Origin of the sequence: Mycobacterium sp. E3198 (genome assembly GCF_001667015.1) — a bacterium.
Taxonomy (GTDB): Bacteria; Actinomycetota; Actinomycetes; order Mycobacteriales; family Mycobacteriaceae; genus Mycobacterium.
This window is the reverse complement of the sequence record NZ_LZIS01000051.1, coordinates 13,799-30,129: the sequence shown is the minus strand read 5'-3', so window position 1 is coordinate 30,129 and position 16,331 is coordinate 13,799. Positions and strand designations below refer to the sequence as shown.

The 16,331-nt window shown below is 70.0% G+C and carries 17 protein-coding genes; 10 read left to right on the top strand and 7 right to left on the bottom strand.

Going from position 1 to position 16,331, the window contains the following annotated elements:
• Nucleotide 1 precedes the first annotated feature (1 nt).
• From A5673_RS06070 to A5673_RS06055, 4 genes are all read right to left on the bottom strand, one after another.
• On the bottom strand, nucleotides 2-1,108 hold the full coding sequence (locus A5673_RS06070) for an acyl-CoA dehydrogenase family protein (protein ID WP_068228511.1): 1,107 nt from the start codon (nucleotides 1,106-1,108) through the stop codon (nucleotides 2-4).
• 7 nt (nucleotides 1,109-1,115) lie between these two features.
• Nucleotides 1,116-2,276 carry an acyl-CoA dehydrogenase family protein gene (locus A5673_RS06065; RefSeq protein WP_068228508.1) on the bottom strand — a complete coding sequence of 387 codons (1,161 nt, stop codon included), beginning with the start codon at nucleotides 2,274-2,276 and terminating at the stop codon, nucleotides 1,116-1,118.
• Between the two features lie 127 nt (nucleotides 2,277-2,403).
• Nucleotides 2,404-2,652 (bottom strand): DUF3618 domain-containing protein, encoded by a 249-nt coding sequence (locus A5673_RS06060; protein WP_068228505.1) that lies wholly within the window; start codon nucleotides 2,650-2,652, stop codon nucleotides 2,404-2,406.
• A complete protein-coding gene (locus A5673_RS06055) occupies nucleotides 2,639-3,049 on the bottom strand; it encodes a phage holin family protein (RefSeq protein WP_068228503.1) in 411 nt (136 codons plus the stop codon). Before A5673_RS06055 ends, A5673_RS06060 begins: the two co-directional genes overlap by 14 nt.
• A gap of 141 nt (nucleotides 3,050-3,190) precedes the next feature.
• Here A5673_RS06055 and A5673_RS06050 point away from each other — a divergent pair, with 141 nt between their 5' ends.
• From A5673_RS06050 to holA, 3 genes are read left to right on the top strand one after another with little or no spacing between them, the layout of a single operon-like run.
• Nucleotides 3,191-4,054, top strand: a complete 864-nt coding sequence (locus A5673_RS06050) for a ComEA family DNA-binding protein (protein WP_068228501.1) — start codon at nucleotides 3,191-3,193, stop codon at nucleotides 4,052-4,054.
• Nucleotides 4,055-4,104: 50 nt separating this feature from the next.
• Nucleotides 4,105-5,628: a ComEC/Rec2 family competence protein gene (locus A5673_RS06045; RefSeq protein WP_068228613.1), complete on the top strand. Its 1,524-nt coding sequence runs from the start codon at nucleotides 4,105-4,107 to the stop codon at nucleotides 5,626-5,628.
• A 33-nt stretch (nucleotides 5,629-5,661) separates the two neighbouring features.
• Nucleotides 5,662-6,621 (top strand): DNA polymerase III subunit delta, encoded by a 960-nt coding sequence (holA, locus tag A5673_RS06040; protein WP_156747908.1) that lies wholly within the window; start codon nucleotides 5,662-5,664, stop codon nucleotides 6,619-6,621.
• A 16-nt stretch (nucleotides 6,622-6,637) separates the two neighbouring features.
• Here the strand turns inward: holA and rpsT are convergent, their stop codons facing one another.
• Nucleotides 6,638-6,898 (bottom strand): 30S ribosomal protein S20, encoded by a 261-nt coding sequence (gene rpsT, locus A5673_RS06035; RefSeq protein WP_068228496.1) that lies wholly within the window; start codon nucleotides 6,896-6,898, stop codon nucleotides 6,638-6,640.
• 137 nt (nucleotides 6,899-7,035) lie between these two features.
• On the opposite strand from rpsT, the gene A5673_RS06030 reads away from it, so the two are divergent.
• From A5673_RS06030 to A5673_RS06020, 3 genes are read left to right on the top strand one after another with little or no spacing between them, the layout of a single operon-like run.
• Nucleotides 7,036-8,742 carry a circularly permuted type 2 ATP-grasp protein gene (locus A5673_RS06030; protein WP_082958565.1) on the top strand — a complete coding sequence of 569 codons (1,707 nt, stop codon included), beginning with the start codon at nucleotides 7,036-7,038 and terminating at the stop codon, nucleotides 8,740-8,742.
• A complete protein-coding gene (locus A5673_RS06025) occupies nucleotides 8,742-9,716 on the top strand; it encodes an alpha-E domain-containing protein (RefSeq protein ID WP_068228490.1) in 975 nt (324 codons plus the stop codon). Before A5673_RS06030 ends, A5673_RS06025 begins: the two co-directional genes overlap by 1 nt.
• A complete protein-coding gene (locus A5673_RS06020; RefSeq protein ID WP_068228487.1) occupies nucleotides 9,716-10,555 on the top strand; it encodes a transglutaminase family protein in 840 nt (279 codons plus the stop codon). Before A5673_RS06025 ends, A5673_RS06020 begins: the two co-directional genes overlap by 1 nt.
• A 16-nt stretch (nucleotides 10,556-10,571) precedes the next feature.
• Here A5673_RS06020 and A5673_RS06015 read toward each other — a convergent pair whose 3' ends face one another.
• Nucleotides 10,572-11,414: a ribonuclease Z gene (locus A5673_RS06015; RefSeq protein WP_068228484.1), complete on the bottom strand. Its 843-nt coding sequence runs from the start codon at nucleotides 11,412-11,414 to the stop codon at nucleotides 10,572-10,574.
• Nucleotides 11,415-11,587: 173 nt separating this feature from the next.
• On the opposite strand from A5673_RS06015, the gene A5673_RS06010 reads away from it, so the two are divergent.
• Entirely contained in the window at nucleotides 11,588-12,016 is a 429-nt protein-coding gene (locus tag A5673_RS06010) for a CBS domain-containing protein (protein ID WP_066914112.1), read from the top strand.
• Nucleotides 12,017-12,023: 7 nt separating this feature from the next.
• Here A5673_RS06010 and A5673_RS06005 read toward each other — a convergent pair whose 3' ends face one another.
• A complete protein-coding gene (locus A5673_RS06005; RefSeq protein ID WP_068228481.1) occupies nucleotides 12,024-12,602 on the bottom strand; it encodes a type II toxin-antitoxin system PemK/MazF family toxin in 579 nt (192 codons plus the stop codon).
• 56 nt (nucleotides 12,603-12,658) lie between these two features.
• On the opposite strand from A5673_RS06005, the gene lepA reads away from it, so the two are divergent.
• From lepA to A5673_RS05990, 3 genes are all read left to right on the top strand, one after another.
• Entirely contained in the window at nucleotides 12,659-14,578 is a 1,920-nt protein-coding gene (gene lepA, locus A5673_RS06000) for a translation elongation factor 4 (protein WP_369806463.1), read from the top strand.
• A 2-nt stretch (nucleotides 14,579-14,580) separates the two neighbouring features.
• The gene (locus A5673_RS05995; RefSeq protein ID WP_068228475.1) at nucleotides 14,581-15,360 is read left to right on the top strand and encodes a sensor domain-containing protein; all 780 of its coding nucleotides are present in this window, start codon (nucleotides 14,581-14,583) and stop codon (nucleotides 15,358-15,360) included.
• Nucleotides 15,361-15,493: 133 nt separating this feature from the next.
• Nucleotides 15,494-16,252, top strand: a complete 759-nt coding sequence (locus A5673_RS05990) for a sensor domain-containing protein (RefSeq protein ID WP_068228472.1) — start codon at nucleotides 15,494-15,496, stop codon at nucleotides 16,250-16,252.
• Nucleotides 16,253-16,331 lie beyond the last annotated feature (79 nt).

Below are 16,331 nucleotides of genomic sequence, written 5' to 3'. Positions count from 1 at the left end.
CCTACAGCCGGGCCAAGTCGTAGTCGCCGAGGTGGTCGATCAGGTTGTGCAGGTGGTCGCCGGAGGTGCCCAGCGTGTGCTCGATCGCGGTGAGCCGCGCGGCGTAGTGGCTGACCGGATATTCCGCCGTCACACCGATTCCGCCGTGCATCTGGATGGACTCCTGCGCGATGTGCCGCCCGGACCGGCCGATCTGGACCTTGGCGCGCGAGGCCACGACGGGGTCCAGGTTGCCGTCGGTAATCGACATCGCGGCGTACAGGCTCATGCTGCGCGCCAGTTCCAGCGACACGTACATGTCGGCGGCCCGCTGGGTGAGCGCCTGAAACTTGTTGAGCGTGACGCCGAACTGCTTGCGGGTCTTGAGGTAATCGGTGGTCAGACGCAGCGCTTCCTCCATCGCCCCGACGGCTTCGGCGCACAACGCCGATTGGATGCGCACGATGGCGTCGCGGATGGCGACCGACGCGTCGCCCGCCTCGCCGAGGGGCTCCGCGGAGGCGCCGTCCAGGTCGATCTGGGCGCCCCGCTGACCGTCGAACGTGCGGTAAGGGTGTCGTGTCACGGCGTCCGCGTCCACCAGGAACAGGCCGGTGCCGCCGTCGGGCAGCGCGGCGCTGACCACCAGCGCGTCGGCGCAGTCCCCGGCGAGCACCGGGTTCTTGCGTCCGGTGAGCGCCCACGAATCGCCTTGCCGCACAGCCCGAGTCGTCACGTCGGCGGTCGGTTTGCGGTGCCCGGGTTCCAGGTGGGCGAAGGCCAGCAGCCGTTGCCCCGCCGCGACCTCGTCGAGCTGCAGTTTCTGGGCGTCGCTGCCCAGCTCGGCGATCAGCGCGCCCGGTGCGAGCGCGCCGTGCAGGATCGGTTCCGGGGCGAGCCGGCGGCCCACCTCGGTGAGCACCACCATGATCTCGATCTGGCCGGCCTCCTCCGGCTCGAACCCGAGGCCCAGGATGCCGGTGTCGGCGAGCTGGCTCCAGACCTCGCGGCTCCAGCCGAGGTCGGTGCCGATGACCTTGTTGCGGCTCTCCGGGTCGTAGGTGCGAGACAGCAGGTCGCGGGTCGTGTCGCGCAGCAGGGCCTGCTCGTCGCTCAGCTGAAAGTCCATGACTGCCTCACAATCCGAGAATGGTGGACGCGATGATGTTGCGCTGCACCTCGCTGCTGCCGCCGTAGATCGAGGTCTTGCGGTAGTTGAGGTAGTGCGGGGCGCTGTGTTGCGCCCAGTCCGGCGAGGCGATGCCGTCACCGTTGACCGGCAGCGAGTCCGGGCCGGCCACCTCGACCAGCAGCTCGGTGGCGATCTGCTGCAGTTGGCTGCCGCGCAGCTTGAGCACCGACGACGCGGGGTTGGGCTGCCCGTCCGCGGAGTCCGAGACCACCCGCGACTGGGTGAGTTCCAGCGCCAGCACCTCGTTTTCGGCCTCGGCGAGGCGCGCCGCGAACAGCGGATCGTCGAGCACCCCGGTTTCGGCGGCGCGCTTTTTCACCTCGGCGAGGCGCACCTTGGTGCGCCCCACCCCGGCGATTCCGGTGCGTTCGTTGCCCAGCAGGAACTTCGCGTACGTCCAGCCCTGATTCTCTTGCCCGACAAGCTGATTGGCGGGCACGCGGACGTCGGAGAAGAACAATTCGTTGATCTCCTGGCCGCCGTCGATGGTCTTGATGGGGCGCAGCGAGATGCCGGGCGTCTTCATGTCGAAGAGCAGGAACGAGATCCCGGCCTGGCGTTTGGGCGCCTGCGGGTCGGTGCGCACCAAACAGAAGATCCAGTCGGCGTACTGGCCGAGCGTGGTCCAGGTCTTCTGCCCGTTGACGACGTAGCTGTCGCCGTCCCGGACCGCGGTGGTGCGCAGCGACGCCAGGTCCGAGCCGGCCTCGGGCTCGGAGAAGCCCTGGCACCACCAGATGTCGAGGCTGGCCGTCGGCGGCAGGAAGCGTTGCTTGATCTCCTCGGAACCGAATTCGGCGATGACCGGGCCGACCATCTTGGTGTTGAAGTTCAGCGGCTCGGGCACGCTCGCCAGTTGCATTTCGTCGGCCCAGATCTGGTGCTGGGTGGGCGTCCAGTCCTTGCCGCCCCATTCGACCGGCCAGTTCGGCACGGCCAGCCCGTGCTCGTGCAGGATCTTGTGGCTGGTGACGATGTCCTCGCGGCGCACCGACGCCGCCCCGGCGCGCCCCCGCTCGCGCAGCTCCTCGGGGATCTTCGTGGTGTAGAAGGTGCGGAGCTCATCGCGGAAGGCGGCTTCCTCGGGTGTGAGCGCCAATTGCATGGCAGTCTCCTGTCGTCGGGGGACCACCGGAGGGGCGCAGCCGTCAGCCGGGGACCGGCGGTCTCGTCCTGCACGTTAAGCGCACAACGCCGTTCAGCGTTAATCGGGGGGCACGGGTGCGGCCCCGTCACCGCCGGGCATTCCGCCTCCGGCGCCGCCACCAGGCAAAGCAGACGATCGTGACGCCGCCGAGGGCGGCCGCCATCGCCAGGCGCGGCGCCGCGGATCGCGCCTTTTCGGCCTTGCCGGCGATCGCTTCGACGGTGGCGCCGAGTTGATCGCGCGTCTGCTCGATGTCGGCCTGCAGGTCATGGATGCTGGCGTCAGGCCCGACTGCGGGAGTGCCGGGACCCCGCGGCCGTTCAGCGTGGGTCATGGCGGGCGTCTTTCACTTTCTGAACGTCTTTCTTGACGTTGGCGACGGTGAGGGGCGCCGCCGGAGTGACGTCCTCGGCCTCGTGCTTACTGAGCAGCGTCGCCGCCCCGGCCGCGGTGAACAGCGCCCCGGCGACGATCAGGGCGGCCGCCCACACCGGCACTACCAGCGCGACCGCGGCAATGCCCGCCGCGATCAGGCTGGCCAGGCCGGATAGGGCGAGTATCCCGGCCGCGCCGAACAGTCCCGCGCCGATGCCCGCGTGTTTGGCCGATCGCTCGATTTCTTTCTGCGCCAACTGCATTTCGTCGCGAACCAGCCGTGACAGCTGCGACGAAAGCTGACTCATCAGCTCGCCGAGCGAGGCGTCGGACGTCGGCTTTGCCTCCGTGCCCATACGCGGCTGGCTACCCCCGCCTGCGGACGCCAAACCTGCGGAGACCCCGCTTATGCACAGCCCCGGCCCGCTCCACAGCCGGGCGGGGCGCACCCCGTCGCGCGCGTCCGTTTCGGGGGTCGACGCGCCTACGGTCGGCGCATGCGAACAGAACTGCCCGCCGCGCGGCTACAACGCAGGCTCGGAGCGGACCCGGAAACCGATTCGGACGGGGCCGCGGACGGATCGGGATCGGACCCCCAGGATGACCAGAATTCGCTGCTTCCGCGCTGGGTTCCGGAGGCAGGCGAGGGCCGCGGCTGGATGGCCAAGATGCGCGCCGACCCCGGCCGCGCGGGCGCGGTCGCGTTGGCGATCGTGGCCGCGTTGGCCGTGCTGGTCACGGTGTTCACCCTGATGCGGGACCGGCCCGCGCCGGTGATGTCGGCCAAGCTGCCACCGGTGGAGAGGGCCGCAACGGCCAGCCCCCGATCCTCGGCGACGCCGGGCGCCGGCCAGCCGGCCGGTGGCGATCGACCGGTGGTGGTGAGCGTGGTCGGCCTGGTGCACACCCCCGGGCTGGTCACCCTGGCGCCCGGCGCGCGCATCGCCGACGCGTTGCAGGCCGCCGGCGGCGCGGTCAACGGCGCCGACACCATCGGGTTGAACATGGCCCGCCCGGTCGGCGACGGTGAGCAGATCGTGGTCGGGCTCGCTCCCGCGCCAGGGCGGCCGGCCGCGCTCGGCAGCTCGGTGGCCTCCGGCACGTCGCCGGCGCCCGGGACGCGGGGGGCGGCGGGGCCCGCCTCGGGCACGGTGAAGCCGAAGGCGGGCGAGGTGCTCGACCTCAACACGGCGACCGTCGAGCAGCTGGACGGGCTGCCCGGCGTGGGACCGGTCACCGCCGCCGCGATCGTGGCGTGGCGGCAGGCGAACGGCAAGTTCGCCAGCGTCGACCAGCTCGCCGACGTCGACGGCATCGGTCCGGCGCGGCTGGAGAAACTGCGCCCGCTCGTCCGTGTGTGACGCCGGTGCGCCGGCCGGGTGGCGGCGGATTGGCCGACGCGGACGTCGACGTGCGGCTGGTGGCCCCCGCGCTCACCGGCTGGGTGGTGACCGCCGCCGGGATCTGGTGGCCGGTCGGGCGGGCCCTGGCGGCCTGCTGCGTCGTGGTGGTCGCGGTGGGTGCGCTGGCCCGCTGGGCGGCGCGCGGGTCCGGCCGGCGGCGGCTACCTGCGATCGGGGTGGGCGTGGTTGCCGTCGGCGTGGTGGGTGCCGGCTTCGGGTTGGCGATCGGACTGCGCGCCGATGCGGTAGGTCGCCACCCGATCACCGCGGCGTTCGGGACGGCCGCCCCGGTGACGGTCAGCCCCGCCGAGACTGCGCTGCCGCTCGGCAGCGGGCGGGTGATGTTTCGTGCCAACCTGCGGCGGCTGCGCGACGACGAGGCGTCCGGCCGCGTGGTGGTCTTCGCCCGGGCGTCGGACTTCGGCGACCTGATGGTGGGTCAACCGGTGCGGTTCACCGCGCGCATCAGCCGCCCGGGCCGCCGCGACCTGACGGTGGCGGTGCTCAACGCGTCGGGCCGGCCGACGCTGGGGACCGCCGGTGCGGTGCAGCGGGCCGCTCACCAGGTGCGCCGCCGGTTCGCCGCCGCGGCCCGCAACACGCTGCCCGCGGACCAGGCCGCGATGCTGCCCGCGCTGGTGCTCGGCGATACCACGGCGGTCACCGGCGAGACCGGCCGCGACTTCCGGGCGGCGGGCATGACGCACTTGACCGCCGTGTCGGGGGCCAACGTCACGATCGTGTGCGCGGCGGTGCTGTTCTCGGCCCGGTTGATCGGCCCGCGCGCCGCCGTCGCGCTCGCCGCCGTCGCCCTGGTGGCGTTCGTCATCGTCGTGCAGCCGACGGCAAGCGTGCTGCGGGCGGCGGTGATGGGCGCGATCGCGTTGGCCGGGATGCTGTCTTCCCGTCGGCGGCAGGCGATTCCGGCGCTCGCGGCCACCGTGCTCATCCTGCTGGCGGTCGCCCCGCAGCTGGCCGTCGACGTGGGTTTCGCGCTGTCGGTGCTGGCGACGGCCGCGTTGGTCGTCGTCGCGCCCGCCTGGTCGCGGCGCCTGGCCGGCAGGGGCGTGCCCAAGCCGCTGGCGGACGCGCTCGCCGTCGCGTGCGCCGCGCACGTGGTGACCGCCCCGCTGGTCGCCGGGATCTCGGGCCGCGTCAGCCTGGTGGCCATCGCGGCCAACCTCGCGGTGGCGCCGTTGATCGCGCCGATCACCGTGTTGGGCAGCGCGGCGGCGGCCGGCTGCCTGCTGTGGCCGGCCGGCGCGCAGCTGCTGATCCGGTTCAGCGGGCCGGAGCTGTGGTGGGTGCTGCACGTGGCGCGGTGGGCGGCCGACCTGCCCGCGGCGACGGTGCCCGTTCCGGCCGGTGTGCCCGGCGTGGTGGTGGTCGCGGCGGGCACGACGTCGGTGCTCGTGGTGGCGACGCTGCTGTGGCCGCGGCGCTGGTTCCGCCGGGCGCTCGGGGTGGCCGGGGCAGCGGTCGTCATGTGCGCGCTGGCGTGGTCGCTGTCGAACCTTGTCACAGCTGCGTGACACCATCGTGGGGTGAGCGAGGTTGTGCACCACCTGCACCTGGTGTTGGGGGACGAGGAGCTGCTGGTCGAGCGGGCGGTAGCCGACGTGTTGCGGTCGGCGCGCAAGCGCGCCCGCACCTCTGACAACCCCGACGTTCCGGTGAGCCGGATGCGGGCCGGCGACGTGAGCACCTACGAACTTGCCGAACTGCTGAGCCCGTCGCTGTTCGCCGACGAGCGCATCGTCGTGCTGGAGGCGGCCGGCGAAGCGGGCAAGGACGCGGCCGCGATGATCGCCGCGGCCGCCGCCGACGTCCCGACGGGCACGGTGCTGGTGGTGGTGCACTCCGGCGGCGGGCGGGCCAAGGCGCTGGCCGGCCAGCTGCAGTCGCTGGGCGCCGAGGTCCATCCGTGCGCGCGGATCACCAAGCCGAGCGAGCGCGTCGATTTCGTCCGCAAGGAGTTCCGCGAGCTGCGGGTCAAGGTCGACGAGGAGACCGTTACCGCGCTGCTGGACGCCGTCGGCTCCGACGTGCGCGAGCTGGCCGCCGCGTGTTCACAGCTGGTCGCCGACACCGCCGGTGTCGTCGATGCCGCCGCCGTGCGGCGTTATCACAGCGGCAAGGCGGAGGTGAAGGGCTTCGACATCGCCGACAAGGCGGTGACCGGCGACGTCGCCGGCGCTACCGAGGCGCTGCGGTGGGCGATGCTGCGCGGCGAACCGCTGGTGGTGCTGGCCGACGCCCTGGCCGAGGCCGTGCACAGCATCGGCCGGGTGGGTCCGCTCTCCGGCGACCCGTATCGCCTGGCGGCGCAACTGGGGATGCCGCCATGGCGGGTGCAGAAGGCCCAAAAACAGGCCCGGCGCTGGTCGCGCCACTCGGTGGCCACCGCGATGAAGGTCGTGGCGGAGCTCAACGCGAACGTCAAGGGAGCCGTCGCCGACGCGGACTACGCGCTGGAGTCCGCCGTCAGGCAGGTGGCCGAATTGGTGGCCGACCGCGGCCGCTGAAGGGCCCGATGGCGGCTCAGATCTTGTTGAGGGCCCGGGCGAGCGCCGACTTCTTGTTGGCCGCCTGGTTCTTGTGGATGACGCCCTTGCTGGCCGCCTTGTCCAGCTTGCGGTTGGTCGACACCAGCAGCTCGGCGGCCTTCTCCTTGTCGCCGGAGTGGGCGGCCTCGCGGAACGAGCGCACGGCGGTGCGCAGCGAGGACTTGACCGCCTTGTTGCGCAGGCGGGCGCGCTCGTTGGTCTTGATGCGCTTTTGCTGCGACTTGATGTTGGCCACGCGTCAGTTCCTTCTTGAAGATCGGTGTTTTGCTCCGGGCGCCCCACACCCGATGGCGATTGCCCAGGTTAGCAGTCGGTTACGTTTTCTCCCAAAAGGGGAAACCGTGGCCTGCCAGAACGTCGATTTGAGGCAGCATCTCTAAGGTGAGTCTTCCGAGCCAGCTTGAGGACACCAGGCGGGGCCCGCGCGGCGCTGCGGGGCGCCCGGACGCGCGCGCCGAGCGGATCTTCGGCGGCTACACCGAGTCGGACGCCTACGCCGACGTTTATTCGAAGGCCTTCGACGAGATGTTCGACGCGCAGGGCACCGTGCGCGGCCCGTACAAGGGCATCTACGCGGAGCTCGCGCCGTCGGACGCCTCGGAGCTGAAGGCCCGCGCCGAGGCGCTGGGCCGCGCGTTCATCGACCAGGGCATCACGTTTTCGCTGTCGGGCCAGGAGCGGCCGTTCCCGCTGGACCTGGTGCCCCGGGTGATCTCGGCCGCCGAGTGGAGCCGGCTGGAGCGCGGCATCACCCAGCGGGTCAAGGCCCTCGAGATGTACCTCGACGACATCTACGGCGACCAGGAAATCCTGAACGACGACATCATCCCGCGCCGCCTCATCACATCCTGTGAGCATTTCCACCGGCAGGCCTTCGGCATCGTCCCGCCCAACGGCGTGCGCATCCACGTCGCCGGCATCGACCTGATCCGCGACGAAAAGGGCAACTTCCGCGTCCTCGAGGACAACCTGCGCTCACCCTCGGGCGTGTCGTACGTGATGGAGAACCGGCGCACCATGGCGCGGGTCTTCCCCAACCTGTTCGCCACCCACCGGGTGCGCGCCGTGGACGACTACGCGTCGCACCTGCTGCGCGCGCTGCGCAACTCCGCGGCCACCAACGAGGCCGACCCCACCATCGTCGTGCTGACTCCGGGCGTGGCGAACTCGGCCTACTTCGAGCATTCGCTGCTGGCCCGGCAGATGGGGGTCGAGCTCGTCGAGGGCCGCGACCTGTTCTGCCGCGACAACCAGGTGTACATGCGCACCACCGAGGGCGAGCGCCAGGTCGACGTCATCTACCGGCGCATCGACGACGCCTTCCTCGACCCGCTGCAGTTCCGTGCCGACTCGGTGCTGGGGGTGGCCGGCCTGGTCAACGCCGCCCGCGCCGGCAACGTCGTCATCTCCAGCGCGATCGGCAACGGCGTGGGCGACGACAAGCTCGTCTACACCTACGTGCCGACGATGATCGAGTACTACCTCGGCGAGAAACCGCTGCTGGCCAACGTCGAGACCTACCGGTGCTGGCTCGACGACGAACGCGAAGAGGTGCTGGACCGGGTCGACGAGCTGGTGCTCAAGCCGGTCGAGGGCTCCGGCGGTTATGGCATCGTGTTCGGCCCGGAGGCCTCCGACAAGGAGCTGGCCGCCGTCGCCAAGAAGATCCGCGACGACCCGCGCAGCTGGATCGCGCAGCCGATGATGGAGCTGTCGACCGTGCCGACGCAGGTCGGGAGCACGCTGGCGCCCCGCTACGTCGACCTGCGGCCGTTCGCGGTCAACGACGGCAACGACGTGTGGGTGCTGCCCGGCGGGCTGACCCGGGTGGCACTGGTCGAGGGCTCGCGGGTGGTCAACTCGAGCCAGGGCGGCGGCTCGAAGGACACCTGGGTGCTGGCGCCGCGCGCCGCGGCCGGCGCCCGGGAGCTGGGCGCCGCCGAGGTCGTCCGGTCGCTGCCGACGTCCATCCCGGACCCGGTGCTCGACGGTGCGCCGCGGCTGTCGCAGCAGCAGCCACAGCCGACGGAGCTTCCCGACGAGCAACCCCAGCAGCAACAGCAACAGAGGATGCGCTGATGCTGGCCCGCAACGCCGAGGCGCTCTACTGGATCGGTCGCTACGTCGAGCGCGCCGACGACACCGCCCGGATCCTGGATGTGGCGCTGCACCAACTGCTCGAGGATTCCAGCGTCGACCCGGACCAGGCGTCCCGGCTGCTGTTGCGGGTGCTGGGCATCGACCCACCGGATCACGACCTGGATGTGTGGTCGCTGACCGACCTGGTCGCCTTCAGCACCAACGCCTCCGGCGGGTGTTCGATCGTCGACGCCATCACGGCGGCGCGGGAGAACGCGAAGTCCGCGCGCGAGGTGACGTCCATCGAGATCTGGGAATGCCTCAACACCACCTACCACGCCCTTGCCGAACGCGAGCGCGCCGCCAAACGCCTTGGGCCACACGAATTCCTGTCGTTCATCGAGGGCCGGGCGGCGATGTTCGCCGGCCTGGCCGACTCGACGCTGTCGCGCGACGACGGATACCGCTTCATGCTGCTGGGCCGCGCGATTGAGCGCGTCGACATGACGGTGCGGCTGCTGCTGTCGCGCGTGGGGGACAGCGCGTCGTCCCCGGCGTGGGTGACGCTGTTGCGTTCGGCGGGTGCGCACGACACCTACCTTCGGACCTACCGGGGCGTGCTGGATGCCGGCCGGGTGGTCGAATTCATGTTGTTGGACAGGCTGTTTCCGCGCTCGGTGTTCTACTCGCTGCGGCTGGCCGAACACAATCTCGAAGAGCTGCTGCATAATCCGCAGAGCCGCATCGGCTCCACCGCCGAGGCGCAGCGCCTGCTCGGGAAGGCCCGCAGCGAACTGGAGTTCGTGCAACCCGGCGTGCTGCTCGAGTCGTTGGAGGATCGGCTGGCCGGCTTACAGCGCACCTGTAGCGATGTCGGAGAGGCGTTGTCGCTGCAGTACTTTCACGTCACCCCGTGGGTGGCATGGTCGGACGCCGGCCAGCGCGCCCTGGTCGGCAGGCAGGGCGAAAACTGATGTGGCGGCTGCGGGTCGTGCACACCACCGGCTACGCCTACCAGTCGCCGGTCACCGCCTCCTACAACGAAGCCCGCCTGACCCCGCGCTCGGACACCCGGCAAAACGTCATCCTCAACCGGGTCGAGACCATCCCCGCGACGCGCTCCCACCGCTACATCGACTATTGGGGCACCGCCGTCACGGCGTTCGACCTGCACGCGCCGCACACCGATCTCACGGTGACGTCCTCCTCGGTGGTCGAGACCGAGCGGGGGGAGCCGGCGGTGGGGGAGGTCAGCTGGAGCGACCTGCACTCCGCGGCCGTGATCGATCGCTTCGACGAACTGCTGCGCCCGACGGCGCACAGCCCGTCGAGCAAACGCGTTGCGTCCGTTGCCAAGAAGCTCGCCAAGTCCTACGAGCCCGCCGAGGCCGTCGTCGCGGCCGGCAAGTGGGTGCGCGACGAGCTCGACTACCTGCCCGGGACCACCGGCGTCCACTCGTCGGGGCTGGACGCGCTGAACGAGGGCAAGGGCGTCTGCCAGGACTTCGTGCATCTGTCGCTGATGGTGTTGCGGGGCATGGGAATTCCCGGGCGCTACGTGTCCGGCTATCTGCACCCCAACCGCAACGCGGTCGTCGGGGACACCGTGGACGGGCGCAGCCACGCCTGGATCCAGGCGTGGACCGGTGGTTGGTGGAATTTCGACCCCACCAACGACAGCGAGATCACCGAGCAGTACGTCAGCGTGGGCGCCGGGCGCGACTACACCGACGTCTCCCCGCTGAAGGGGATCTACTCCGGGGAAGGGGCGACGGACCTCGACGTGATCGTGGAGATCACCCGGCTGGCGTAGCCGCCGAGGCGGCGCGCTAGTGCCGCGGACTGACCTCGACCCGAAGTAGGTCGTCGCCCAGCTCCACGCGGCCGCCGAATTCGGCGGCGGCCAGCGCGCGCCACTGTTCCTCTTGCCCGGGCACCAGCGCCGGCACGTAGTGCGTCATCACCAGGGTGCCCACGCCCGCCCGGGCCGCCGTCGCCGCGGCCTCCTGCACCGACGAGTGGTAGTCGCAGATGTCCTGCAGGCGCTGCTGCGGGATGTTGGCGACGATGTCCTTGCGGATCACGGTGTGCACCAAGGCGTCGGCGCCGCGGGCCAATTCGTCGAGGCCGGCGCAGGGCACGGTGTCCCCGGCCAGCACCACCGACGCGCCATCGGAGTCGATGCGGAAGCCGATGGTCGGGGTGACCGGCCGGTGATCGGTCGGTGCCACCCGGATGGACACCCCGGCGCGGTCCCACGCCGGTCCGTCGGTGTATTCGTGCACCTCGACCGCGGGCGGATCGTTGAGATCGGCGTGGTGGGCGATCCGGTAGCCGATGTCATGGCCGAACGCCTTCAGCGTCGCCTCCACCGTCTCCGCGGTGCCGGGCGGTCCGATGATGGGCAGCGGCGCCGGGTCGGGCGAGAACGTGGTGATCCACCGCGTGATGAGCAGGTCGCCGAGGTCGCCGATGTGGTCGCTGTGCAGGTGGGTGAGCAGCAGCGCCGACAATCCGGCCGCGCCCACGCCGACCGCGGCCGCCCGCTGCAGCACGCCCCGCCCGCAATCGATCAGGAACACCTGCCCGCCGGCCCGCACCAGGGTCGACGGTCCGGCGCGGTTCGGGTCGGGGATCGGGCTTCCTGTTCCCAGCAAAGTGATCTCGATCATCGCTCTATCGTCGCAAGCCGTGCCCGGACGCAGCGGCATTTGACCGGGCCGTGTTTGGGCACCGAATCCGAGGGTATGGGAGCGTCCGGTTCCGGTTCTCGTGGTGTGCCTTTCCCGGCGCGCGAGTTAGCCGTAGCCTGGTGTGAAGCGGATCACAACCGGCTGGAGGCCTGATGCGGATTGCGGACGTCTTGCGGAACAAGGGCGCGGCGGTGGTGACGATCAACCCGGAGGCCACGGTCAAGGAGTTGCTCGCCGGTCTCGCCGAGCAAAACATCGGTGCCATGGTGGTGGTCGGCGACGACGGCGTCGTCGGCATCGTCTCGGAGCGCGACGTCGTGCGCCAACTGCACACGCACGGCGCCAGTGTGCTGTCCCGGCCAATCTCGAAGATCATGACCGCCAACGTCGCCACCTGCACCAAATCCGACACGGTCGACTCGTTGAGCGTGCTGATGACCAAGAACCGGGTGCGCCACGTGCCGGTGCTGGACGGCAAGAAGCTGATCGGCATCGTCAGCATCGGCGACGTGGTGAAGACCAGGATGGAAGAGCTCGAGGCCGAGCAGCAGCAGCTGCAGTCCTACATCACCCAGGGCTGATTCGGCACTAGCTCCACGCGTATTCGGCGCGCAGCCGCGCGGCGATGACGTCGAAAATCTCGCGGTCCAGGATGGCGCCCTCGCGGCGGATGCTCTCCTCGGGCACGTCGAGCACCCGGTCGAGCCGGACCCAGCTCTCCCGGCCCTCGTAATCCCACGCGCCCGCGCCGATCCCGACCCAATCCCGGTCGCCGGCGTGCCGCTCCTGGCTGGACACCACCAGCCCCAGCAGGACGCGGCGGTCGCGACCCACGACCAGGACGGGACGGTCCTTGCCGCGGCTGGGATCGTCCTCGTAGACCACCCACGTCCAGACGATCTCCCCGGGATCGGCGCGGCCGTCCAGGTTCGGGGCGTAGACCAGCTTGCGCGCCCGCTGGGCGGTCGGGAAGCTGGCGCTGGTCACCGGCCGGCCCGCGGTGATGGCCACGGGCGGTTGCGGGGCGGCCGCGGCGATGACATCCGCGGTGATCTTCACGGCGTGCTGCAGTTCCCGCGCGACGACCTGGGCTGTCTGGGCGGCGATCACAGCATTGCGGGCGAACCGCTGCAACGTCTTCCACTGGGATTTCCGCGGGGACGCCATAGTCGCAGCATAGACGCGGGCGGCCGGGCGCGATTGCGTCCGAATAGGTCCCGGGCATCCCGCACGGATACCCTGGACGCACCGGCGAACCGCCGCTCACCAGGCCTCGCGCGGGCCCAGACCAGGAGATTCCCATCAGCAGTTTCGCCGACAAGACCTTCACCCCGCCGGCGCGGATTCGGAATTTCTGCATCATCGCTCACATCGACCACGGCAAGTCGACGTTGGCGGACCGGATGCTCCAGCTCACCGGCGTCGTCGATGAGCGGTCGATGCGCGCCCAGTACCTGGATCGGATGGACATCGAACGGGAGCGCGGGATCACCATCAAGGCCCAGAACGTGCGCCTGCCCTGGAAAGTCGGAGACGAAAACTACGTCCTGCACCTGATCGACACCCCGGGTCACGTCGACTTCACCTACGAGGTGTCGCGCGCGCTGGAGGCCTGCGAGGGCGCCATCCTGCTGGTCGATGCGGCCCAGGGCATCGAAGCGCAGACCCTGGCCAATCTCTACCTGGCGCTGGACCGCGACCTGACGATCATCCCGGTGCTCAACAAGATCGACCTGCCGGCCGCCGATCCGGACCGCTACGCCGGTGAGATCGCCCACATCATCGGTTGCGAACCGGGCGACGTGCTGCGCGTGTCCGGCAAGACCGGGGAGGGCGTGCCGGAGCTGCTCGACGAGGTGGTCCGTCAGGTGCCGCCGCCGCAGGGCGACGCCGACGCGCCGACCCGCGCAATGATCTTCGACTCGGTCTACGACATCTACCGCGGCGTCGTGACCTACGTTCGGGTGGTCGACGGCAAGATCACGCCGCGCGAACGCATCGCGATGATGTCGACGGGCGCCACCCACGAACTGCTCGAGGTCGGCATCGTCTCGCCCGAACCCAAGCCCAGCGAGGGCCTGGGCGTGGGGGAGGTGGGTTACCTGATCACCGGCGTCAAGGACGTCCGCCAGTCCAAGGTCGGCGACACGGTGACGACGGCCCGGCACGGCGCCACCGAGGCGCTGACGGGCTACCGCGAGCCCAAGCCGATGGTGTACTCGGGGCTGTATCCCGTCGACGGCTCCGACTACCCGGACCTGCGCGATGCCCTGGACAAGCTGCAGCTCAACGACGCCGCGCTGACCTACGAACCCGAGACGTCGGTGGCGCTCGGCTTCGGGTTCCGCTGCGGGTTTTTGGGCCTGCTGCACATGGAGATCACCCGCGAGCGCCTGGAGCGCGAGTTCGACCTGGACCTCATCTCGACCTCGCCGAACGTCGTGTACCGCGTCGTGAAGGAAGACGACACGGAGATAATCGTGACCAACCCGTCGGACTGGCCCGAGGGCAAGGTCCGCACCGTCTACGAGCCGGTGGTGAAGACGACGATCATCGCGCCCAGCGAATTCATCGGCACGATCATGGAGCTGTGCCAGTCCCGCCGCGGTGAGCTCGGGGGCATGGACTATCTGTCGCCCGAACGGGTGGAATTGCGCTACACGATGCCGCTCGGCGAGATCATCTTCGACTTCTTCGATTCCCTGAAGTCGCGCACCCGCGGCTATGCCAGCCTCGACTACGAGGAGGCCGGCGAGCAGGAGGCCGAGCTGGTCAAGGTCGACATCCTGCTGCAGGGCGAGGCCGTCGACGCGTTCAGCGCGATCGTGCACAAGGACTCCGCGTACGCCTACGGCAACAAGATGGCCACCAAGCTCAAGGAGCTCATCCCGCGCCAGCAGTTCGAGGTGCCGGTGCAGGCGGCGATCGGATCGAAAATCATTGCGCGCGAGAACATCCGGGCGATCCGCAAGGACGTGCTGTCCAAGTGCTACGGGGGTGACATCACCCGCAAACGCAAGCTGCTGGAAAAGCAGAAGGAAGGCAAGAAGCGGATGAAGACCATCGGCCGCGTCGAGGTGCCGCAGGAGGCGTTCGTCGCCGCGCGGTCGACCGACGCCGCCGGGGACAAGGGTAAGAAGTAGCCGTGCGCAGAATCGGGCCGGCGACGGCGTTGCTCGTGGTCGCCGCGGTGGTGGCGGGCTGCGGCACGGTGGTGGGCGGCACCGCGAAGCCGGCGCCGAATCTCAAGCCGCGGCCGCTCACCGGTGCGACCGTCAAGCAGGTACTCCTCGACGGGGCCGCGCTGTCGCGGATGCTCGGCCAGCCGTTCGTCGCCCGCAATCCACCCGAGTCCGGCGGCCCCGAAACGCTGTTCCACAAGGACGAGACGGTGTCGCCGGCCGGTTGCCTGGGCGTGACCGCGATGCTGCAAAAAAGCGTGTACCAGTCCGGCCCCCAGCCCGCCGACGTCAAAGACGTTGCGTCGGAGTCGTGGTGGAACAACGGCGAGCCGGCGCAGGTGCTCACCGTGATCGAGGGCGTGGTGACGCTGCCCTCGGCCGCACAGGCCGCCGCGCTGTTCGCGCAGTTCGCGCAGCAGTGGCAGCAGTGCGCGGGCACCACGATGACGGAGCAGACCGGCCCGATCAGCACGACAAACGTCATCAGCGACGTCCGGATGGCCGATGCCTCGAATACCATTGTGGCCGCGACCAATACGGCGACGTCGACGCTGCCCAACATGCCGCCCCTGCGCCCCACGCCCCAGGCGCGAGCCCTGGGCGTGCAGTCGAACTGCCTGGTCGAGGTCGAGGTGGTCTTCTTCGGCGAGCGACGCTCGTCCGACCCGGGATCGGGCAACGTCGACACCAGCGCCATCGACGTCGCGCACGCCCTGATGGACAAGGTGAACACCCTGGGCTGAGGCGGGCGCTGACAAAGGCCTGGGACCTCGCTGCGGCTGCCCTGTGTTTCCGGCGCGGCGCAGCGCGCCTTGGGGAAACCGGGGTTAAAATCAAGGTGAACAAAAGGTTAACGACCAACTCAGATGTGACCGCATGAAACCCCTCTCGTTCTTGGCAGTCCCGCTGGCCGTCGTGCTGCTAGCCGCCGGTTGCGCGGTGCACATCGGCGGCACCGCGCTGCCGGCGCCGGGCCTGGCGCCGCGACCGCTCGGCGGCCCGGCCGTCGACCATGTGCTGCTGGGCGATGAGACGCTGTCGCGAATCCTCAAGCAGCCCTTGGACCTTGACCTTCGTTTTCCGCCGCAGTTCGGGGGCGCCGAGGAGCTGCAGGACGCTGGAACGGCGTTGCCCGACGGCTGTCTCGGGGTCGCCGCGATGCTGCAGCAAGGCGTCTACGAATCCAGCGATGTCGAAGAGGTCGCGGTTGCGGCCTGGCGGCACGCCGCCAGGCCCGCGGATGTGACGGACGTGAAGGAGGGCGTGGTCAGCCTGCCCAGCGCCGCTGACGCCGACGCGCTGTTCGCGAAGTTTTCTCGGCAATGGCAGGAATGCAGTGGCGTGCAGACGTCCCTGCCGGGCGGCATGTTCAGGCTCAAGGGCAAGATCACCGACGTGCAGGTTCTCGATTCCGTTGTGGCGGCGACGGTTTGGGAAGGGTGGCGGTCGCCGCATCCCGATTCGGTGTCGGTCCCGGCGGGGCGTGCCATTGCGGTGCGCGGCAATTGCCTCATCGAGGTCGAGGTGGACTTCTTCAATTCCGCGGGACCGTCGGCCCACGGACCGGGCGAGATCAACAACAGCGCCGTCGAGATCGCGCGCGCCATGATGGACAGGATCGGCGCGCTGATCTGACGCGGCAGACCGCGAGCAGACGCAAATCGCACGAATCCGGTTCGGATCGTGCGATTTTGCGTCTGCTCGCCGGTAACCG